We start from the raw sequence: 15,872 nt of genomic DNA, 5'->3' as shown, positions 1-15,872 counted from the left end.
TTTTTGGACTATCCTATGCCGTACGTAAACGTTCAGATCACCAAAGGTGCAACACGGCAGCAGAAGGCCGAGATCGTTAAGGACATTACGGACTCACTCGTTCGAGTTCTCGGCAAAAAGCCTGAGCACACCCATATTGTCATTCAAGAAATTGCAGACGAGGATTGGGGTTACTCAGGCATGCTCACGGACGACTGGAAGGCTGTGCAGTCAAAAAAGTGACGGCGCGCCCACAGTTCACTCAAGCGGCGATGTACACCAACCCCGACCGAGTCGGGGTCGGCTGATTCAGGTGATTAAATGCCAGCAATGCGATCCAGTATGCCGCCAAGGCGGGTGCTGCTTTGCTCCATCTGTTGCAATGCGCTGAGTACCTGCTCTTTTTTGCCGGCCTGCCAGGCAGAAATGGCGGCGGTGCCGTTGTGATGGACTTCGCCGTGTGGCGCTTCCATTTCGCGGTAGGCGGGGTTTTTGCCCAGCAGGGCTTGGCCTTCGCCGTTGTAATACCAGTGCCCAAAGCGGCATTGATGCGGGTCGTTCGTGATATGCAGGCCGCCGCCGCTGGGCGCGCCTGATACGCTTTGATAAACGCGGAACTTAAATAGCAGGTGGTCCAGCTTGGCCACTTCGACAAAGCTGGCCAGCATATTTTGGTTGACCATTTCTTCCATTTCGCCCGATACGGTAATCAGCAGCTCCATATCGCTGGCGGCGTTGCGGCCCATATCGCTGTATTGTGCGGTTTGCTCGGCCATGGTGTTCATGGTTTGTTTGACCGACTGGGTTTCCTGGCGGATTTCGCCAACCAGCTTGGTAATGTCTTTGGTGGCATTGCCGGTGCGCTCGGCCAGCTTGCGTACTTCATCGGCCACCACCGCAAAGCCACGGCCTTGCTCACCGGCACGGGCGGCTTCAATTGCGGCGTTCAAGGCCAGCAGATTGGTCTGATCGGCAATTTCCTTGATCAGCTGCACAATGCCACTGATTTGGTCTGATTGCTGATCCAGTTTGTCCACCTCGGTGACAGATTGGGCGGCGGTACTCGAGAGCTGGGTCAGGCTGTCGGAAATGGTCGCAATCGCTTGCGTATTGTCGCTGGCCACCCGGCTGAGCGCGACTGCGCAGCGCTGCTCTTCCTTCATTTTTTCATTCATTCTGCCCAGCGAATGCGATGAAGCATCGAGCGATACGCCAAATTGCGCCAGCGATTCAAACATCGAAATATAGTACTTGCCCTCGCCATTATCCTGATTTTGCAGGCTGCTGATAAAGTCCTGGTCTTTGAGCAATTTGCTGTTTTCTTTTTTCAGCTTCTGATTTTCTTGTTCCAGATTGGCCACTCTTTCGTACAAACTGGCAATCAGCTTTTTTTGACCAAAAAACATCTCAGTCCCCTGCGCAACTTGATAATTTGCCCAGTATAGTCAACAAGCTGCGGCAACGCCCTGACTCGGATGCAATCGGTGCAAAATGCAGACGATACGGCGCATAGCGCTGCCCGGAGCCTATATCCCCGCCCAGCTGTGACCCAGCCCACAGCCCGGCGTGCCATGATCCTGTGCAGCAGAATTTATCTTTCAAATTCAAACACTTGCCAAATCACTGCTTGGCGAAAACCCTAATATCATTCCTTACGACTTCGCGTAGCATCGTTTTTTTTGTAAGCTTTGTATTGATCAACGATGAAAAAAATGCTGATCGCGGCCATTGTTATTGCAGGTGGCGCACTTACTGCATGGCAGTATCTTGGTAAAGCCCAGTCTGGAAAGGCGCTAGAGAGCAATACCCCTGTAGCAGCCTCTGCAGCCGGCGAGCAGAAAACCCTGCGCATTGCGCTGGAAGGCAAATATCCGCCATTTGAATATCTGGATGCCAATCAGCAGCTCACTGGTTTTAATGTTGATCTGGCCAATGCGCTGTGCACGGAGATGAAGGTGCGCTGCGAATTCACGCGCTTTGATTTTGACCAGCTGATTCCCTCGCTGAACGAGCATAAAGCCGACGCCATTGTGGCGTCGTTGTCGATTACCGAAGAGCGCGAACAGCTGGTGCAATTTACCGATGTGTATTCGCGCGTGCCGGGCACCTATGTGGCGAGCAAAAAATCCAAAATCATCTGGCCGGTGATTACCGCCGAGCGCATTCGCGGCGAAAGCATCGGCGTGGTGGCCAAAACGACGTTTGATGATTACATCAGCAATGAAATGGACCAAAGCAAGGTGATGATTAAACGCTTTGCCAGCGCCGATGAGATGATGAGCGCGCTGGAAAAAGGCGAGATCAAGCTGGTGTTTGACGATAGCGCGGTGCTGGGCAATTTTCTGAAATCGGCCAGCAATCAGGATCGCTTTGAAATGGTCGGTAATCGCATTGATTCGCCCAAATGGCTAGGCCGCGGCGAGGCCATTGCGCTGCGCAAGGAAGACGGCGAGCTGCGCGACCAGTTTAATATGGCTTTGCGCAAAATCATTGAAAGCGGGCAACATCAGCAGCTGGGCTATAAATACTTCACCTTGCGCGTGCTATAAAACGCCAAAGCAGCAGCATCAAACTCAAGGCCTGTTTCACGTGAAGCAGGCCTTAGATTTTTGTACTTGGATAAAGTAGCCGTTTACCCGCTAAAATAGCCGCACATTTAAATCAGTAGTCACGGAAACCATGTCGGAACCGATCGCGCCAGTAGCAGAAGAAACCATCGAATCAGCCCATGCCGCCAGCTCGGGCGGGCAGGGCGGCCGCTTTATCGAAGCGCAGGTCTCCGCCACGCCAGACGATGGCGAATCGGTGCAGCTCGGGCTATACGCCGAAAAAAGCTATCTCGAATACGCGATGAGCGTCGTCAAAAGCCGCGCTTTACCGCAAGTGGAAGACGGCCAGAAGCCAGTCCAGCGCCGCATTTTGTACGCGATGCACGAGCTGGGGCTCACCGCCACCGCCAAACCAATGAAGTCGGCGCGGATTGTCGGCGATGTCTTGGGTAAATATCACCCGCACGGCGACCAATCGGCGTACGACGCTTTGGTGCGCATTGCGCAGGATTTTTCGCTACGCTATCCCTTGATCGACGGCCACGGCAACTTTGGCTCGCGTGACGGTGATGGCGCTGCAGCTTATCGTTACACCGAGGCGCGTTTAACGCCCGTTGCCGACTTGCTGCTCGGCGAGCTTGATCAAGGCACGACCGACTTTATTCCAAACTACGACGGCGCTTTTAAAGAGCCGGTGTTGCTGCCCGCGCGCTTGCCAATGCTGCTGCTCAATGGCGCTTCCGGTATTGCCGTCGGGATGGCGACCGAAATGCCGTCGCACAATCTGGGCGAAGTGGCCGACGCCAGCGTGGCCTTGATTCGCAACCCCAAGCTCACTACCGCCGAATTAATGGCCTATATCCAGGGCCCGGATTTGCCCGGTGGCGGCCAGATTATTTCCTCTCCGCGCGATATTACCGCAGCGTATGAAAATGGCCGCGGTAGCCTGAAAGTACGTGCGCGTTGGGAAAAAGAAGACCTCGCGCGCGGCCAATGGCAACTGATTATTAACGAGTTGCCACACGGTGCTTCGAGCCAGAAAATCCTCGAAGAAATCGAAGATCTGACCAATCCGAAGGTCAAAAAAGGCAAAAAAGCGCTTTCGCAAGAACAAATCCAGACCAAGCAGTTGATCCTGAGCGTGCTCGATCGCGTACGCGATGAATCAGGCCGTGATTGTGATGTGCGTCTGGTATTCGAGCCCAAATCATCGCGGCAGAATCCCGATGAGCTGATGAATTTGCTGATGGCGCACACCAGCCTGGAAACCAGCCTGTCGATCAATATGGTGACGATTGGTCGCGATGGTCGCCCGGGGCAGAAAACGCTGCGTGACATCATCGCCGAGTGGATCGACTTCCGTTTTGTCACCGTCACGCGCCGCGTCACGCATCGCCTAGGTCAGGTGAATGATCGCATCCATATTCTGGAAGGCCGCTTGCTGGTCTTGCTCAATATCGACGAAGTGATCCGCATTATCCGCAATGCCGATGATCCGAAAGCCGATCTGATGGCGGCCTTTGCGCTGTCCGAGCGTCAAGCTGAAGATATTCTGGAAATCCGTCTGCGCCAATTGGCACGGCTCGAAGGCATCAAGATTGAGCAAGAACTGACTAACTTGCGCAATGAAAAAGCCGAGCTGGAAAACCTGCTGACCAACCCGCAGGCAATGCAGCGCCAAATCATCAAGGAAATCGAAGCGGATAAGAAAAAATACGCCGACCCGCGCCGCACGCTGATCGAGCAGGCTGAACGCGCTTCAGTCGAAGTAGCCGTCGTCGATGAGCCGTGCACGATTATCCTGTCGGAAAAAGGCTGGTTGCGTTCGCGCCAAGGCCATGGCCTTGATCTGCAAAATCTGACGTTTAAAGACGGCGATAGCCAATTGGCGGCGATTGAATGCCGCACGGTTGATCAGCTGGCACTCTTTGGCAGCGATGGCCGCGTGTACACCATCCAAGCATCCGTCGTACCGGGTGGGCGTGGCGATGGCGTGCCGGTGACAACGCTGGTTGATCTGGTCGCCAAAACGCGCATTACGCAAATGATCGTCGCCAAACTGGGTGAATGGCTGGTGATCGCCAACTCATCGGGTTACGGTTTTGCATGTCAGGCCGATAATCTGATCAGCCGCCAGAAAGCCGGCAAGAGCTTTATCACGCTGGAAGGCAATGAAACGCTGCTGCGCGTCACCAGCTTTAGCCCAAGCGCCGACGCGATCGTGGCGTGTTTGTCCAAAGCCGGTAAGCTGCATCTGTTTGCCTACAGCGAATTCAAGCAACTGGCTGGCGGTGGTCGCGGCGTGATTACGATGGCGCTGGACGATAAGGACGAGCTGGCGGCGATTACCGTTTGCGATGGCAAATCGTTGAAATTGACCGGCACAGGTCGCGGCGGCGTGCCAAAAGAAATGAATCTGGACGCCAATGAAATGGCGCCGTACATCGGCAAACGCGCGCGCAAAGGCAAGCCGATTAACGCAGGGTTTAAATTTCCGGGGTTTTAAATGCTGTTTAAATTCTTGCTGCTGATTTTGGTCGGCGTCGTCATTTATCACTATCTGAAGCGCCGTCGGCAGCAAGAGCAGTTTTATTACCTGAATCATTACCGCTTCCCCAGCGGCATCCGGCGGCGTCTGGCGCTGAAATACCCCGAGCTAAACGACGCGCAATGGCAGCAGGTTGAAAACGCCATGCGGCAATACTTCCGCCTGCACGCCAAAAGCAAAGCTGCGCTGGCCATGCCATCGCTCATTGTCGATGAATACTGGCACGAATTCATTTTGCACACCGCCGTCTACGAGGAATTTTGCAAAAAAGCCCTCGGCCGCTTTCTGCATCACACCCCGGCAACGGGCGCGCAGGGCCATGCTGATTTGCAACGCACCTGGGTGCGCGCCTGCCGTGATGAAGGGCTCAACCCGGCGCTGGCGACCTTGCCACTGATTTTCGCCATTGATGCCGCGCTGGCCATTCCCGGTGGCCAGCATTACTCGGGCGCCCAATTGGCCGCAGCAGCGCAATCCACCAGCAGCTGCTCATCGTCCGGCTGCAGCAGCACAGACCGCAGCGATGACAATGACTCCGACAGCGGCGATTCAGGCTGCTCCAGCAGTTGTGGCGGCGGAGGAGACTGATGCAACAGATGAAATTACCCGCCCACTTGCAAAGCAGCTGGCAACAGCTTGGCATTGCGCCCGAAGTCTTGCAGCAGAAATCGCTGTGCGTGTTTGCCGAAGCCACCGAGCTGGTTGATGTAGAAACCACCTTTGACGGCCGAGTTTGGCAGCTGACACCAGAGGCCGCAGACGCCTGGCTGCGCATGCAGGCCGCTGCAGACGCCGACGGGATCACGCTGAAAATCGCCTCGGCCTATCGTGCCAGCAGCCGTCAAGTCGAGCTGATCCAGCGCAAGCTCGATCTGGGCCAGCAGATCGCCGACATCCTTCAAGTGCTCGCGCCCCCCGGCTGCAGCGAGCATCACACTGGCCGCGCCGTCGATATCTACCAGCCTGGCGGCCCTGTCGTTGAAGAAGCCTTTGAAACCACCAGCGCCTATGCCTGGCTCAGCCAGCACGCCGCCACCTTTGGCTTTACACTCTCCTTCCCACGCAATAACGCCTACGGCTACGTCTACGAGCCGTGGCACTGGTGCTATCAATCAAATTGATTTGATTGGGTATATATCGCTAAGCCAATATTGGCAATTGCTGCATGGCAATACCCTTATCGTATTGCTGAGCTGTCGAACACACACTGTACCATCAGTCACGTCTCTATCCCTCGCTGTGCACTACCCAGTGATTATCCAGCGCCATCGGTTTGGGCCATGCCAGAAACTGGCCTGGTGCGCTGGGGTGCCAACGCACTAGGCCATAGGCGGTCGCGGCCAATACACCATTACCCCGGTCAGGCCCTGGCCAAGCGGCCAGTGCATAGGTTTCTTTGAATTCAATCGCTTTGCTCAGCTTCTTGGCTGCTGCAGCTTGCCAAAGCAGAGCCTGATTCGCTTTGCTGCACGACAAAACAAATCCGCCTTGTAGCGCTGGCACGATGTCGCCGCTGAGCCCTATACCATCATTGTCCGTGCTGGGAATCTGCAGCTGATCATTGGCCAGTAAAGCAAAAACCGGTGCTGCAGCCCGTGCCGCCTCGCTGCCATGCTCGGCTTGCAGCGCCAGCCCAAGTAGTTCGCTGCCATCGGGGCGCTGAGCCAATGCCAGATGTCGCATGCTCAGGCGCGGATCGGGTAGCCGCCAGAGTCCCAGCTTCTGGCCGCTGCTGGCATCCAGCCTTACCAGGGTTGAATCCATCCGGTGCAGATCATATTTGGCATCCCGCGCATCTCTGGGCACGCCACCATTGGCAATCATCAGACGCCCTTGCGCGTCAAACGCCAGCTGGTGCGGGTCGATACCCCAGCTATCCCAGCTGGCGATTTTTTTCAGGGTATCACGCTCGCGAACACCGATCACGCCACGCCCTGTCTCCAGCTCGGTTTCGCTGGTGAACACCTTGCTGCCGTCTGCGCTCAGCAGGGCATGTCCGTTTAGCCTTGTGTTTTCGGCCTGCATACTGTGCTGCCCAACTACATTGCCTTGCGCATCGCAGCGCATTAGCCATGTACCGGGGCGTACGCCAACGATTAGCAAATGGCCGTCAGGTTCGATGCAAATACCGTGTGGACGCGTCGGTAGCTTTACGGCGCTGTCGATGCTCAATGATTTTGTTTGCCAGTCGGCCAGCAGAATCCCGGCAAAATACGGGTCGCTTTCTTTGGGGTCTCTCCAGGCTGCGGCGATGCGCGTCCAGCGTGGGGTTTTGTCCGCGGCCAGTGCTCTGGCTGGCCAGATGGGCAGTGTACCCAAGGCCAACATGGCTGCCATTAATTCACGTCGATTCAAGGTTGTTCTCTATGAAAAAAGAGAATAATTATCATTTAAAATAAGGGTGGCGATATGAATCAATTGCTCCGGCTTGATCTGGGTCAACTCAATGCGCAGCCGAGCAAGGGTTGCCAGTAGGGGATTAACGGTACTTCATTTTTGCCTAGGCATAACGATATTGGTTTTACACGCTGTGCCAAGCGTGTGCTGGAGACCGATATCATGCGCTACGCCATTCACCCCATCTGGACCACCACCCAGCGCCCACAAACGCTGCGCTACGGGCTTTATCAGATTTGTCAGCAGGGCGAGGTGGAGATTGCCCGGGCAATCCGCCTGTCTACGATCGAAAATCTGCGCCAGCAGCTGATTTGCCATAGCAAACCCAAGTAGTTTTCTGTAAGCCTGCTTTCTGCGGCTACACGCTGGCCGTGGCTCACCCTGCTATTTTATCTGCCAAGCTACTGATTTATAGCGATTTAATAAGTTTAACGGGCGTGTAATCCCATTTTTATCCTGCCGTCACATCGCACAGATTTGACCAGCCTACGCGCTGCGATGACGGAAAATCTTGGCCTTAAGCGGGCGGGAACTGCGCTCAAGTGGCTGTTTCTGCTGGGTTATTTACATTTATTTCAAATATATTTAATTTTAACTTTCAATTTTAATGGGTGGTAGTAAGTTAAATTTGAGTACGCGCCCCAGACCTTGGACAATGCCGGAATAAAAATGACAACAAAAGTCAGTTTCGGTAAATAACTCTAGGGAAGGGTTTATGAAGATCATTGCACCTCACTATCTGGCGCTGCTGATGGCCGCCAGTGCTTTGCCCGCCGCTGCGGCGGTTTGCCCGGCCAGCTGGCAGGCAGGAACAACGTATCTGGCTGGGCATGCTGCCAGCCATCAGGGTTATGAATACCGGGCCAAATGGTGGACGCTGGGCGAAAACCCCAGCCAGAACGCCAGCACAGGTCAAGTGTGGCAGCTGATCGGCGCATGCGAGGCAAATATACCTACGCCAAGTATCACGCCAAAAGCCACACCTAGTATTACACCAACTGCAATACCCCTAAGTCCAACGCCTTTCCCCAGTACTTCACCAACAATATCTCCTGCGGCGTCGCCGATCCCATCGCCGTCCGCATCACCCAAGCCGACACCATCGGCTTCACCAGCTCCCTCGGCCAGCCCAACGCCACGGCCTAGCTCATCTCCCAGCCCTGTTGTGACGGCGAGCCCGACGCCCAATTCATCCAATGGCTGCCAGCCGGAGTGGCGCAGCCAGACGGCCTATCTGGCCAAGCAAACAGTGAGCTATCAGGGCGTGAATTATCAGGCCAAATGGTGGACGCAAAGCAATTCGCCCGACACCGAGCACGGGGAGGGCAAGCCGTGGCAAAAGCTGGAGCAATGCGCCGCTTCGCCTGTGGCTACGCCGAGCAATACCCCCACAAGTACAGCGCAAACCTCGCCAACGCCAGCATCAACTACACCGGTGCCAACGACACCCGCACCGACCACACCGGCACCGAGCCCGACTCCGGCAGTAACGCCGACCCCGCCAGCAGGTAATACGCCAAATGATCTACTGATCAATGAAGTGGCCGCCGACCAGTACGGCAGCGGCAGCTGGTTTGAAATTTACAACCCGACCGAGCGCGCCATTTCGCTGAACGACGTTAGCCTGCGCACGCTGGGCAAGCCCGGTGGCTGGGTGAAAACCTGGCCGCTGAGCGGCTCGATTGCGGCCAAATCCTATCTGGTGATAGTGGGCAATACCGACAATTTCACGCCGAAAAAAACCAGCCAGTCGCAGTACATCGGCAGCTATCAGGATTACCCGGTCTGGAGCAATACCGATGGCTCAATTGAGCTGGTTCGCAATAATCAGACCATTGATTTTGTCCGCTTTGGCGCCAATAGCATCAACCCGCTGAGCGCCAGCCACTGGCAGGGCAGCAATGTGGCGTCGATCAGCGACAATGGGGGGTATTCGCTGGTACGCTATTACACACATAGCCTGGACAGCAATACTGCCAGTGATTGGCGACTGGTGCCATTTGGCACGCCAGCCGGGCGCAATGATGTGGATAGCAATGCCAGCGATGAAGATCGCGATGGCATTCCCAGCAGCGCCAAACGGCCGGGCGGCACTTACGCCGGACTCGATCTGTACGCCATGGGTGCCCGTGCTGGGCGGCCGACCATTCTGCTGCATGTGGACTGGATGACGCCGGGCACCGACGAAGGCCTGACGCCGCGTAAAGAAGCGCTGCAGATGGTCCAGGCCGCGTTTGCCCGCCGCGGGATCGATCTGCTGATCGACACCGGCCAGCTGTATAGCGCCAGCTTTAGCCCGGCTGATTTCAATCTGGGCAATGGCAAGGAAGTTCCGTTTGCCCGCTGCGTCACGCTGTATCGCAATACCGATTGTGCCGACGTGATGGCCTACAAAAACGACAGCATGGACGTGCGCCGCCGCCTGATTTTTCACTACATGCTGATGGGCAGCACGCAAAACACCAATGGCTACGGCGGCTCGTCGGGGCTGGCCGAAGTCAATGGCAACGATCTGCTGGTCACGCTGGGCTTCTGGGGGCTAACGAGCAGCAGCGCAGAAAATCTGTATCGGCTGATCAACTTCCAGGCTGGCACCATCATGCACGAGCTGGGGCACAATCTGGGGCTGAGCCACGGCGGCAATGAGGGGCTGAACAACAAGCTCAATTATCTGAGCGTGATGAATTACGCCTACCAGCTCGACGGCGTACCGAGCGATCCGAGCGGCAGCAGCACCAGCGAGCGCGTGTATTTCCGTCTGAATCATCAAGGCAAAGCCACGCCGGGGCGCGCACCCAATAGCTACAATGTGTGCGATCTGCTCGATGGCCCTTGCGGCAACCGCTTTGTGATCGATTATTCCGACGGTAGCAGCACGCCGCTGAATGAAACCGCGCTAAGCGAAAGCCAGATGCTGGGCCGGGGCAGCAGCGGCGGCGCGTATGCCGACTGGAATGCCAACTTCAGCCAGGATAGCGCTGCTGTGAGCTATGACAGCAATGGCGATGGCCAGCTGCAAACCCAGATCAACGACTACAACGACTGGGCGCAGATCCAGCTGGCCTTTGCCAATGTGGGCTATAGCGTAATGCGCAGCGCGCAGGATGAAAGCAGCAATTCACGACCACAGCGCCAGCTGATCGAGCAGCCAGCCGAAGTCGCCAAAGAAAGCCCTCCACCGGCTTATCTGCTGCCACGGTAAGCTGATTAAATTTTGCGGCAATCAATAGTGCCCGGATATTGAATATATCTTTGCGCTTCACAATGGCGGGTATTGTGCCCGCCATTGTGTTTTTCTGCGTGCAGAGCCCCACAGCGCATGCTGTTGCCCGGCTTTGTCCGCAAAAACGATAGTGCATAGTCTGCTTGTCTCTCCACTGATCGACTCCCAAACGGGCTGACTTTTGCTGTGCTATAAATTGCCGGCGTACTCAATCGAACAAAAAACTACCGATTGGTTTTCTTTTTTACTAAAAAGTACTATATTTACTTTTCGGTAGCTTTGATTCATCAGTGCAGTTTAGAAAGTGACGGTATTTCCTTACTCAGCCGGAGAATAATCATGATCAAACTCAGTAAATGGTTGCTTGTCGTAGCTGCAAGCGCTGGCCTGGTGGCCTGTGGTGGCGGGAGTGATCCTGTGCCTGTTCCTGATCAAGCGCAGCTGCGCGTGATTCACGCATCGCCTGATGCGCCAAATGTTGATGTCTATGCCGCAGGGGCAAAAGCATTAAGTAATGTGCCGTATAAAGCCGCTAGCGGTTTGCTCACAGTGAATGCTGGTGACCTGCCCGTTAAAGTAACGCCCGCTGGTAGTGATGCCGGTGTGATCAGTGCAACGCTTAAATTGGCGAAAGACACCTTAACAACCGTCATTGCCGTGAATGAAGTAGCCAAAATCGAACCTCTGGTCATTACCGAGAGCACTGCTAAACCTGCCGCTGGTCAAGCCCGTCTTCGAGTTGTGCATGCTGCAGCCACAGCACCTGCTGTCGATGTCTATGTGACAGCACCGGGCGCTGATCTGGGCAACACCACAGCCACACTAAGCAATGTGGCATTCAAAGCCTTTTCCGGCGGGCTTGAAGTACCCGCAGCCGATTATCGCGTGCGCGTGACGCCTGCAGGCAGCAAAACTGTCGTGTTTGATTCCGGCACATTACCAGTGCCAGCAGGTGCCGATCTGCTTGCGGTGGCAGTGCCACAAGCTAATGGCAGCTCGCCAATCAGCGTGTTGCTTATCAACCGTGGAAGCTCTGCAAATGTGAGCGAAGTGAATGACGTGAATGCAAAACTGCGGGTTGTTCATGCCTCACCGAATGCGCCAGCCGTTGATGTGTTGGCCAACGGCAGCGCCATTCTAAGCAATGTGCCATTCTTTACAGCATCCAATTATCTGACGGTTGAAGCCAAGAAATACACCGTGGCACTCAATGCGGCGGGTACTGCTACTCAGGCACTGACCGCAGATTTAGCGCTGGATAAAGCCAATAACTACACGGTGTTTGCTGTGGGACTGCTGGCTGGCAACCCTGCTTTGCAATATCTGGTCGCCAAAGATGATGCCAGCTTACCACCCGCTGGCCAGATCAAGGTACGTGTTGTCCATGCCTCACCGAATGCGCCTGCGGTGGATGTGTATGCCAATGATGCTTTGGTGATGAGTAATGTGTCCTTCCCGGCTGCAGGTGCCTATTTGAAAGTACCAGCAGGCAATTATGTATTTAAACTGCGTGTTGCTGGTGCTGCAGCGACTTCGGCTCCTGCATTTACTTCACCCGCAGTAAGTACTAGCGCCGGAAAAATCTACACGGTTGTTGCGCGTGGTCTGCTGCCAAATGGTACTGGCGATAGTAGTAAAGACTTTACTCTGACGGTATTGAACGACAATTAAGATCGACTCATGAATAAAACAAAAGCCGCATCAGCGGCTTTTGTTTTTTAGACTGAAAAAAATTTATACAGCCGCTACAACATCGGCTGCCCATTTTTTCAGCGTCACATAATCGGTTTTGCCGGTGCCTAGCAGCGGAATTGCCTCCACGACGCGAATCTCACGCGGCACCGCCAGCTCGGGTGCGCCGATCTCGCGTGCTGCAGCCAATAAGTGATCGCGGCTTAAGTCAGTTTGTGTGGTGAACAGTACAATCGCTTCGCCCTTGGCTTCATCCGGGCGGGAGCTGGCTGAATGCATAAAGTCGGGCGAGGCTTTGCGGGCAATGGCTTCGACGACTTCCAGCGAAATCATTTCACCGGCAATTTTGGCAAAGCGTTTGGCACGGCCTTGAATCGTGATAAAGCCATCGATATCCAGCTTCACAATATCGCCGGTGTCATACCAAGCAATTCCATCTTCGAATGGCAGCGTTTCAAGTTGCCCCGGGTTTTCATAGCGCAAATAGCCTTTCATCACGTTCGGGCCACTAACTAAAAGCTGGCCGCCTTCGGGTACACCTGGGATGGGTATCAGCTTGTGGCGCATGCCCGGCGTGAGCTGGCCGACAGTACCCAGCCTGCTGGCCATTGGTACATTCACTGCCACCACGGGGGCACATTCGGTAACGCCGTAACCTTCCAGAATGCGGATGCCAAATTTCTCGATATAGGTTCTGCGCACCACTTCGCTGAGTTTTTCCGCGCCAGCCACCACATAGCGCAGGCGGCCGAAATCGTAGGGGTGGGCGTATTTGGCGTAATTGCCAAGGAAGGTGCTGGTGCCAAACAGCACCGAGCAGCCGCGATCGTAAACAATCTCGGGGATGATGCGGTAGTGTAGCGGCGTGGGGTAGAGAAATACCGGCACACCGGTGACCAGCGGCAAAATCGCACAAGCAGTCAGGCCAAAGCTGTGAAATAGCGGCAGCGCGACCATAAATTTATCGCGCGGCGTAAAGTCGGCCAGCGCGCGGATTTGCGCCACATTAGCCAAAATCGAATTGTGGCTGTGCACCACGCCTTTGGGCTTGCCTTCCGAGCCCGAGGTAAATAGGATCACCGCCGCATCGTCGGGCGATTGTTTGCTGGCAAAGCTACTCGGGCGTAGCAGCCCGAGCAAAACTAATAGTTTGTCGCCCAAGCCAATCAGTGGACGCAAATCTTCCAGATACAACACCTGAATATTCGGCAAATTGTCGATCAAGCCTTCGAGCTTACCTTTGGCGATAAAGGTGCGCGAAGTGACAATGGTTTTGATATTCGCCGCAATACATGCCGCCAGTATACCTTCGCGACCCGCGCTGTAATTGAGCATTGCGGGTATACGTGCCCTTGCGCTGAGTGCAAAGAACAAAGCCAGCGTCGGCGTGGTATTGGGCAACAGCACGCCAACGGCTTCCTGCGGGCGCGAGATTTTATCCACAATGCGCGACAGGCCAAGGATTTTCTTGGTCAGGCTGCCATAGCTTTCTTCGTTTTGCGAAATATCTTCCACCACGCTAAACGCGCTGCCAAAGGCAATCTGCGCATCCAGATAGGCGCGATATAGAGTGCGTTCGGGGCGAGTGGCGACCAGCATTTCCAGCAAAATATCGCGCATCAGCTGGCCCGCTTTGCGGCGGCGCTCTTTGGCCGATGGCAAATCGGGCATCGCAATACTGCGGCGGCCCAGCACTTGCAGACTGATTTTCGGAAACAGCGTGCGCGGGTAAATGCCGCCCAGGCGGCTAAAGAAGGTGCGCGAAGCGCCAGAGATTCGCACTGGCACAATCGTTGCGCCCGTGCGCGCCGCCGCAAAGGCCGCGCCATCGTAGACTTTCATCAGCGAGCCGGTGGTGGTGATGCGCCCTTCGGGGAAAATCACCACCGGTTTGCCCGCTTCAAGCAAGCGCACCACGGCCTTGATGGCCAGCGGATTGGTCGGGTCAACTGCCAGAAAGTCGGTCAGGCTCAGAAACAGCCGGAAGAACCAGTTTTCAGCCACCTTGGTATGCACGACAAAAGTGGCATCAATCGGCAAATGCGCGGCCAGAAAAATGCCATCGAGGAATGATTCATGGTTGGCCACAATCAGCGTGCGCGGGTTGTGAAAGACGCTGAAATCGCCCTTGATCGTCAGGCGGTACAGCACGCGGAACAGGGTTTTCATGGTGGTGCGGAACAGGGCTTTGAGCATGGTATCTACTGTGGCCGTCAATTTGACGTCATATCTTAGCAATAAATACTTTTGCAATTGTGCCTTTTCACTGTTTGGCGACAAAAAAGCCGGTAATAGACCCTAGGTGCTTCAATGGCTTGGGTATAATGAGCACTAAGAAAAGCTGCGACCAATACCTAATATGGGTATTGCTGTGCAAGTCTCAATCAATATGACCTTCAGGTGAATACATCATGGCAAAAATGCTGGATCAAGCGCTAAGCGATGAGGAACTCGATCAGCTCGATCAGTTTTTATACTCGGATGCCGTCGGTAAGGACGCAATGTCCCTGTCCATGTTGCATGGTTACCTCACCGCGATTCTGGTCGGCCCGGCGCAAGTGATGCCGACCGAATGGATGGGGCAGATCTGGGACAAGCCCGAAGCCGTGATTTTTGCGCTGCCTGAAGCCGATGCAATGATTGATCTGGTGATGCGCCTCTACAACCAGATCGCTGATGAGCTGGCGCAAGACCCGCCAGTCTACGAGCCTTTGCTGTACTGGGAAGACGAAACCGAAGAGCATTCCAGCATCGAAGAGTGGAGCCTGGGCTTCTGTTTTGGCGCTGGCTTGGCCGAAGAAGAATGGCAGCCGCTGCTCGATGAAGAAGAAGGCCAGTTTATGTTCATGGCGATCATGAGCGGCTCGGACGATGAAATGCGCGCCGATATGGAGCGCGAGGGCATTAATCTGGTTCAGCACGATAATGAAATCGCCGAGCAGCTGCCAGAAATGGTGCTCGAAATCCGCGACTTTTTCCGCAACCGTCAAATCAGCGAAGGCAGCAAGCACCGCCTGCATTGATCGGCAATGATATGTGCACCAAGCCGATGGCCATGAAGCGATTCATGGCCATTTTTTCGTTTACAGTGCGTCGGCACCATCAGCACTGTCGGGTGCGGTATAGGGCGTGAACAGCAGGCAATTACCCTCGCGGCGGCCGCGCAGAACACGCTGGCAGCTACCGTGATAATCAATATCCTGGCAGCCATAAAAAGCCGAAAAGCGCAGCTGGTAATCAATTTTTACCGCTTGCTGATCGAGCGTGATGGCGGTGATGATGATCTCGTCAAGTTGCGCCAGCTCGTCATAATCGCTGACGTCCAAATCCATCGCGGCGCGCAGTATTTCGAGCTGGCTAGCGATATACGTCTGATTGACCTGCTCGGCCTGATCATCGCCAGATGACGGCAGCTGCAGGCGAATGCTCTGATTCATGAATGTGGTGCCGGAAAATCCTTGGGGCCCATATCGTCGCATAGATT

At 55.0% G+C, this 15,872-nt stretch carries 13 protein-coding genes and 1 pseudogene; 9 read left to right on the top strand and 5 right to left on the bottom strand.

All coding sequences use genetic code 11. From position 1 onward, the window contains the following. Positions 1-15: 15 nt before the first annotated feature. Positions 16-222, top strand: coding sequence for a tautomerase family protein (locus ABHF33_RS07865; protein WP_348946444.1), 207 nt, complete (start codon positions 16-18; stop codon positions 220-222). A 74-nt stretch (positions 223-296) separates the two neighbouring features. Here ABHF33_RS07865 and ABHF33_RS17000 read toward each other — a convergent pair whose 3' ends face one another. Together ABHF33_RS17000 and ABHF33_RS16995 are read right to left on the bottom strand one after the other, a co-directional pair. Then, on the bottom strand, positions 297-647 hold the full coding sequence (locus tag ABHF33_RS17000) for a CZB domain-containing protein (protein ID WP_432803976.1): 351 nt from the start codon (positions 645-647) through the stop codon (positions 297-299). A gap of 51 nt (positions 648-698) precedes the next feature. After that, a pseudogene (locus ABHF33_RS16995) lies at positions 699-992 on the bottom strand (methyl-accepting chemotaxis protein); the annotation flags it as partial. A gap of 690 nt (positions 993-1,682) precedes the next feature. Between ABHF33_RS16995 and ABHF33_RS07855 the strand changes: the two are divergent. The 4 genes from ABHF33_RS07855 to ABHF33_RS07840 all read left to right on the top strand — a co-directional run bounded on the left by ABHF33_RS07855 (position 1,683) and on the right by ABHF33_RS07840 (position 6,197). Beyond that, positions 1,683-2,528, top strand: a complete 846-nt coding sequence (locus tag ABHF33_RS07855; RefSeq protein ID WP_348946442.1) for a transporter substrate-binding domain-containing protein — start codon at positions 1,683-1,685, stop codon at positions 2,526-2,528. A gap of 130 nt (positions 2,529-2,658) precedes the next feature. Continuing rightward, positions 2,659-5,034 carry a DNA topoisomerase IV subunit A gene (parC, locus tag ABHF33_RS07850; RefSeq protein ID WP_348946441.1) on the top strand — a complete coding sequence of 792 codons (2,376 nt, stop codon included), beginning with the start codon at positions 2,659-2,661 and terminating at the stop codon, positions 5,032-5,034. Then, the gene (locus ABHF33_RS07845; protein WP_348946440.1) at positions 5,035-5,664 is read left to right on the top strand and encodes a glycine-rich domain-containing protein; all 630 of its coding nucleotides are present in this window, start codon (positions 5,035-5,037) and stop codon (positions 5,662-5,664) included. Beyond that, on the top strand, positions 5,664-6,197 hold the full coding sequence (locus tag ABHF33_RS07840; protein ID WP_348946439.1) for a M15 family metallopeptidase: 534 nt from the start codon (positions 5,664-5,666) through the stop codon (positions 6,195-6,197). Before ABHF33_RS07845 ends, ABHF33_RS07840 begins: the two co-directional genes overlap by 1 nt. Before the next feature lie 106 nt (positions 6,198-6,303). On the opposite strand, the gene ABHF33_RS07835 is transcribed toward ABHF33_RS07840, so the two are convergent. Continuing rightward, the gene (locus ABHF33_RS07835; protein WP_348946438.1) at positions 6,304-7,413 is read right to left on the bottom strand and encodes a DUF1513 domain-containing protein; all 1,110 of its coding nucleotides are present in this window, start codon (positions 7,411-7,413) and stop codon (positions 6,304-6,306) included. A gap of 222 nt (positions 7,414-7,635) precedes the next feature. On the opposite strand from ABHF33_RS07835, the gene ABHF33_RS07830 reads away from it, so the two are divergent. The 3 genes from ABHF33_RS07830 to ABHF33_RS07820 all read left to right on the top strand — a co-directional run bounded on the left by ABHF33_RS07830 (position 7,636) and on the right by ABHF33_RS07820 (position 12,367). Next, positions 7,636-7,806 carry a hypothetical protein gene (locus ABHF33_RS07830; protein WP_157314951.1) on the top strand — a complete coding sequence of 57 codons (171 nt, stop codon included), beginning with the start codon at positions 7,636-7,638 and terminating at the stop codon, positions 7,804-7,806. Positions 7,807-8,188: 382 nt separating this feature from the next. After that, positions 8,189-10,675: a carbohydrate-binding protein gene (locus ABHF33_RS07825; RefSeq protein WP_348946437.1), complete on the top strand. Its 2,487-nt coding sequence runs from the start codon at positions 8,189-8,191 to the stop codon at positions 10,673-10,675. 360 nt (positions 10,676-11,035) lie between these two features. Next, entirely contained in the window at positions 11,036-12,367 is a 1,332-nt protein-coding gene (locus tag ABHF33_RS07820) for a DUF4397 domain-containing protein (protein ID WP_348946436.1), read from the top strand. A gap of 63 nt (positions 12,368-12,430) precedes the next feature. On the opposite strand, the gene aas is transcribed toward ABHF33_RS07820, so the two are convergent. Further along, positions 12,431-14,584, bottom strand: a complete 2,154-nt coding sequence (gene aas / locus ABHF33_RS07815) for a bifunctional acyl-ACP--phospholipid O-acyltransferase/long-chain-fatty-acid--ACP ligase (protein ID WP_348946435.1) — start codon at positions 14,582-14,584, stop codon at positions 12,431-12,433. Between the two features lie 215 nt (positions 14,585-14,799). Between aas and ABHF33_RS07810 the strand changes: the two genes are divergently transcribed. After that, positions 14,800-15,411: a YecA family protein gene (locus ABHF33_RS07810; RefSeq protein WP_348946434.1), complete on the top strand. Its 612-nt coding sequence runs from the start codon at positions 14,800-14,802 to the stop codon at positions 15,409-15,411. Between the two features lie 60 nt (positions 15,412-15,471). Here the strand turns inward: ABHF33_RS07810 and ABHF33_RS07805 are convergent, their stop codons facing one another. After that, the gene (locus tag ABHF33_RS07805; protein ID WP_348946433.1) at positions 15,472-15,825 is read right to left on the bottom strand and encodes a hypothetical protein; all 354 of its coding nucleotides are present in this window, start codon (positions 15,823-15,825) and stop codon (positions 15,472-15,474) included. Between the last annotated feature and the right edge of the window lie 47 nt (positions 15,826-15,872).

The sequence above is a fragment of the Chitinibacter sp. FCG-7 genome (genome assembly GCF_040047665.1).
In the GTDB taxonomy this organism is placed as follows: Bacteria; Pseudomonadota; Gammaproteobacteria; order Burkholderiales; family Chitinibacteraceae; genus Chitinibacter; species Chitinibacter mangrovi.
Note: the sequence above shows the minus strand (reverse complement) of the source record. Positions and strands in the feature narration are given on the sequence as shown.

What these genes read in the sequence shown, in the direction of transcription:
- parC (WP_348946441.1), top strand. Translation starts at nt 2,659, where the DNA reads ATGTCGGAACCGATCGCGCCAGTAGCAGAAGAAACCATCGAATCAGCC.
- ABHF33_RS07845 (WP_348946440.1), top strand. Translation starts at nt 5,035, where the DNA reads ATGCTGTTTAAATTCTTGCTGCTGATTTTGGTCGGCGTCGTCATTTAT.
- ABHF33_RS07820 (WP_348946436.1), top strand. Translation starts at nt 11,036, where the DNA reads ATGATCAAACTCAGTAAATGGTTGCTTGTCGTAGCTGCAAGCGCTGGC.
- ABHF33_RS07840 (WP_348946439.1), top strand. Translation starts at nt 5,664, where the DNA reads ATGCAACAGATGAAATTACCCGCCCACTTGCAAAGCAGCTGGCAACAG.
- aas (WP_348946435.1), bottom strand. Translation starts at nt 14,584, where the DNA reads ATGCTCAAAGCCCTGTTCCGCACCACCATGAAAACCCTGTTCCGCGTG.
- ABHF33_RS07805 (WP_348946433.1), bottom strand. Translation starts at nt 15,825, where the DNA reads ATGAATCAGAGCATTCGCCTGCAGCTGCCGTCATCTGGCGATGATCAG.
- ABHF33_RS07835 (WP_348946438.1), bottom strand. Translation starts at nt 7,413, where the DNA reads ATGGCAGCCATGTTGGCCTTGGGTACACTGCCCATCTGGCCAGCCAGA.
- ABHF33_RS07830 (WP_157314951.1), top strand. Translation starts at nt 7,636, where the DNA reads ATGCGCTACGCCATTCACCCCATCTGGACCACCACCCAGCGCCCACAA.
- ABHF33_RS07865 (WP_348946444.1), top strand. Translation starts at nt 16, where the DNA reads ATGCCGTACGTAAACGTTCAGATCACCAAAGGTGCAACACGGCAGCAG.
- ABHF33_RS17000 (WP_432803976.1), bottom strand. Translation starts at nt 647, where the DNA reads ATGCTGGCCAGCTTTGTCGAAGTGGCCAAGCTGGACCACCTGCTATTT.
- ABHF33_RS07825 (WP_348946437.1), top strand. Translation starts at nt 8,189, where the DNA reads ATGAAGATCATTGCACCTCACTATCTGGCGCTGCTGATGGCCGCCAGT.
- ABHF33_RS07855 (WP_348946442.1), top strand. Translation starts at nt 1,683, where the DNA reads ATGAAAAAAATGCTGATCGCGGCCATTGTTATTGCAGGTGGCGCACTT.
- ABHF33_RS07810 (WP_348946434.1), top strand. Translation starts at nt 14,800, where the DNA reads ATGGCAAAAATGCTGGATCAAGCGCTAAGCGATGAGGAACTCGATCAG.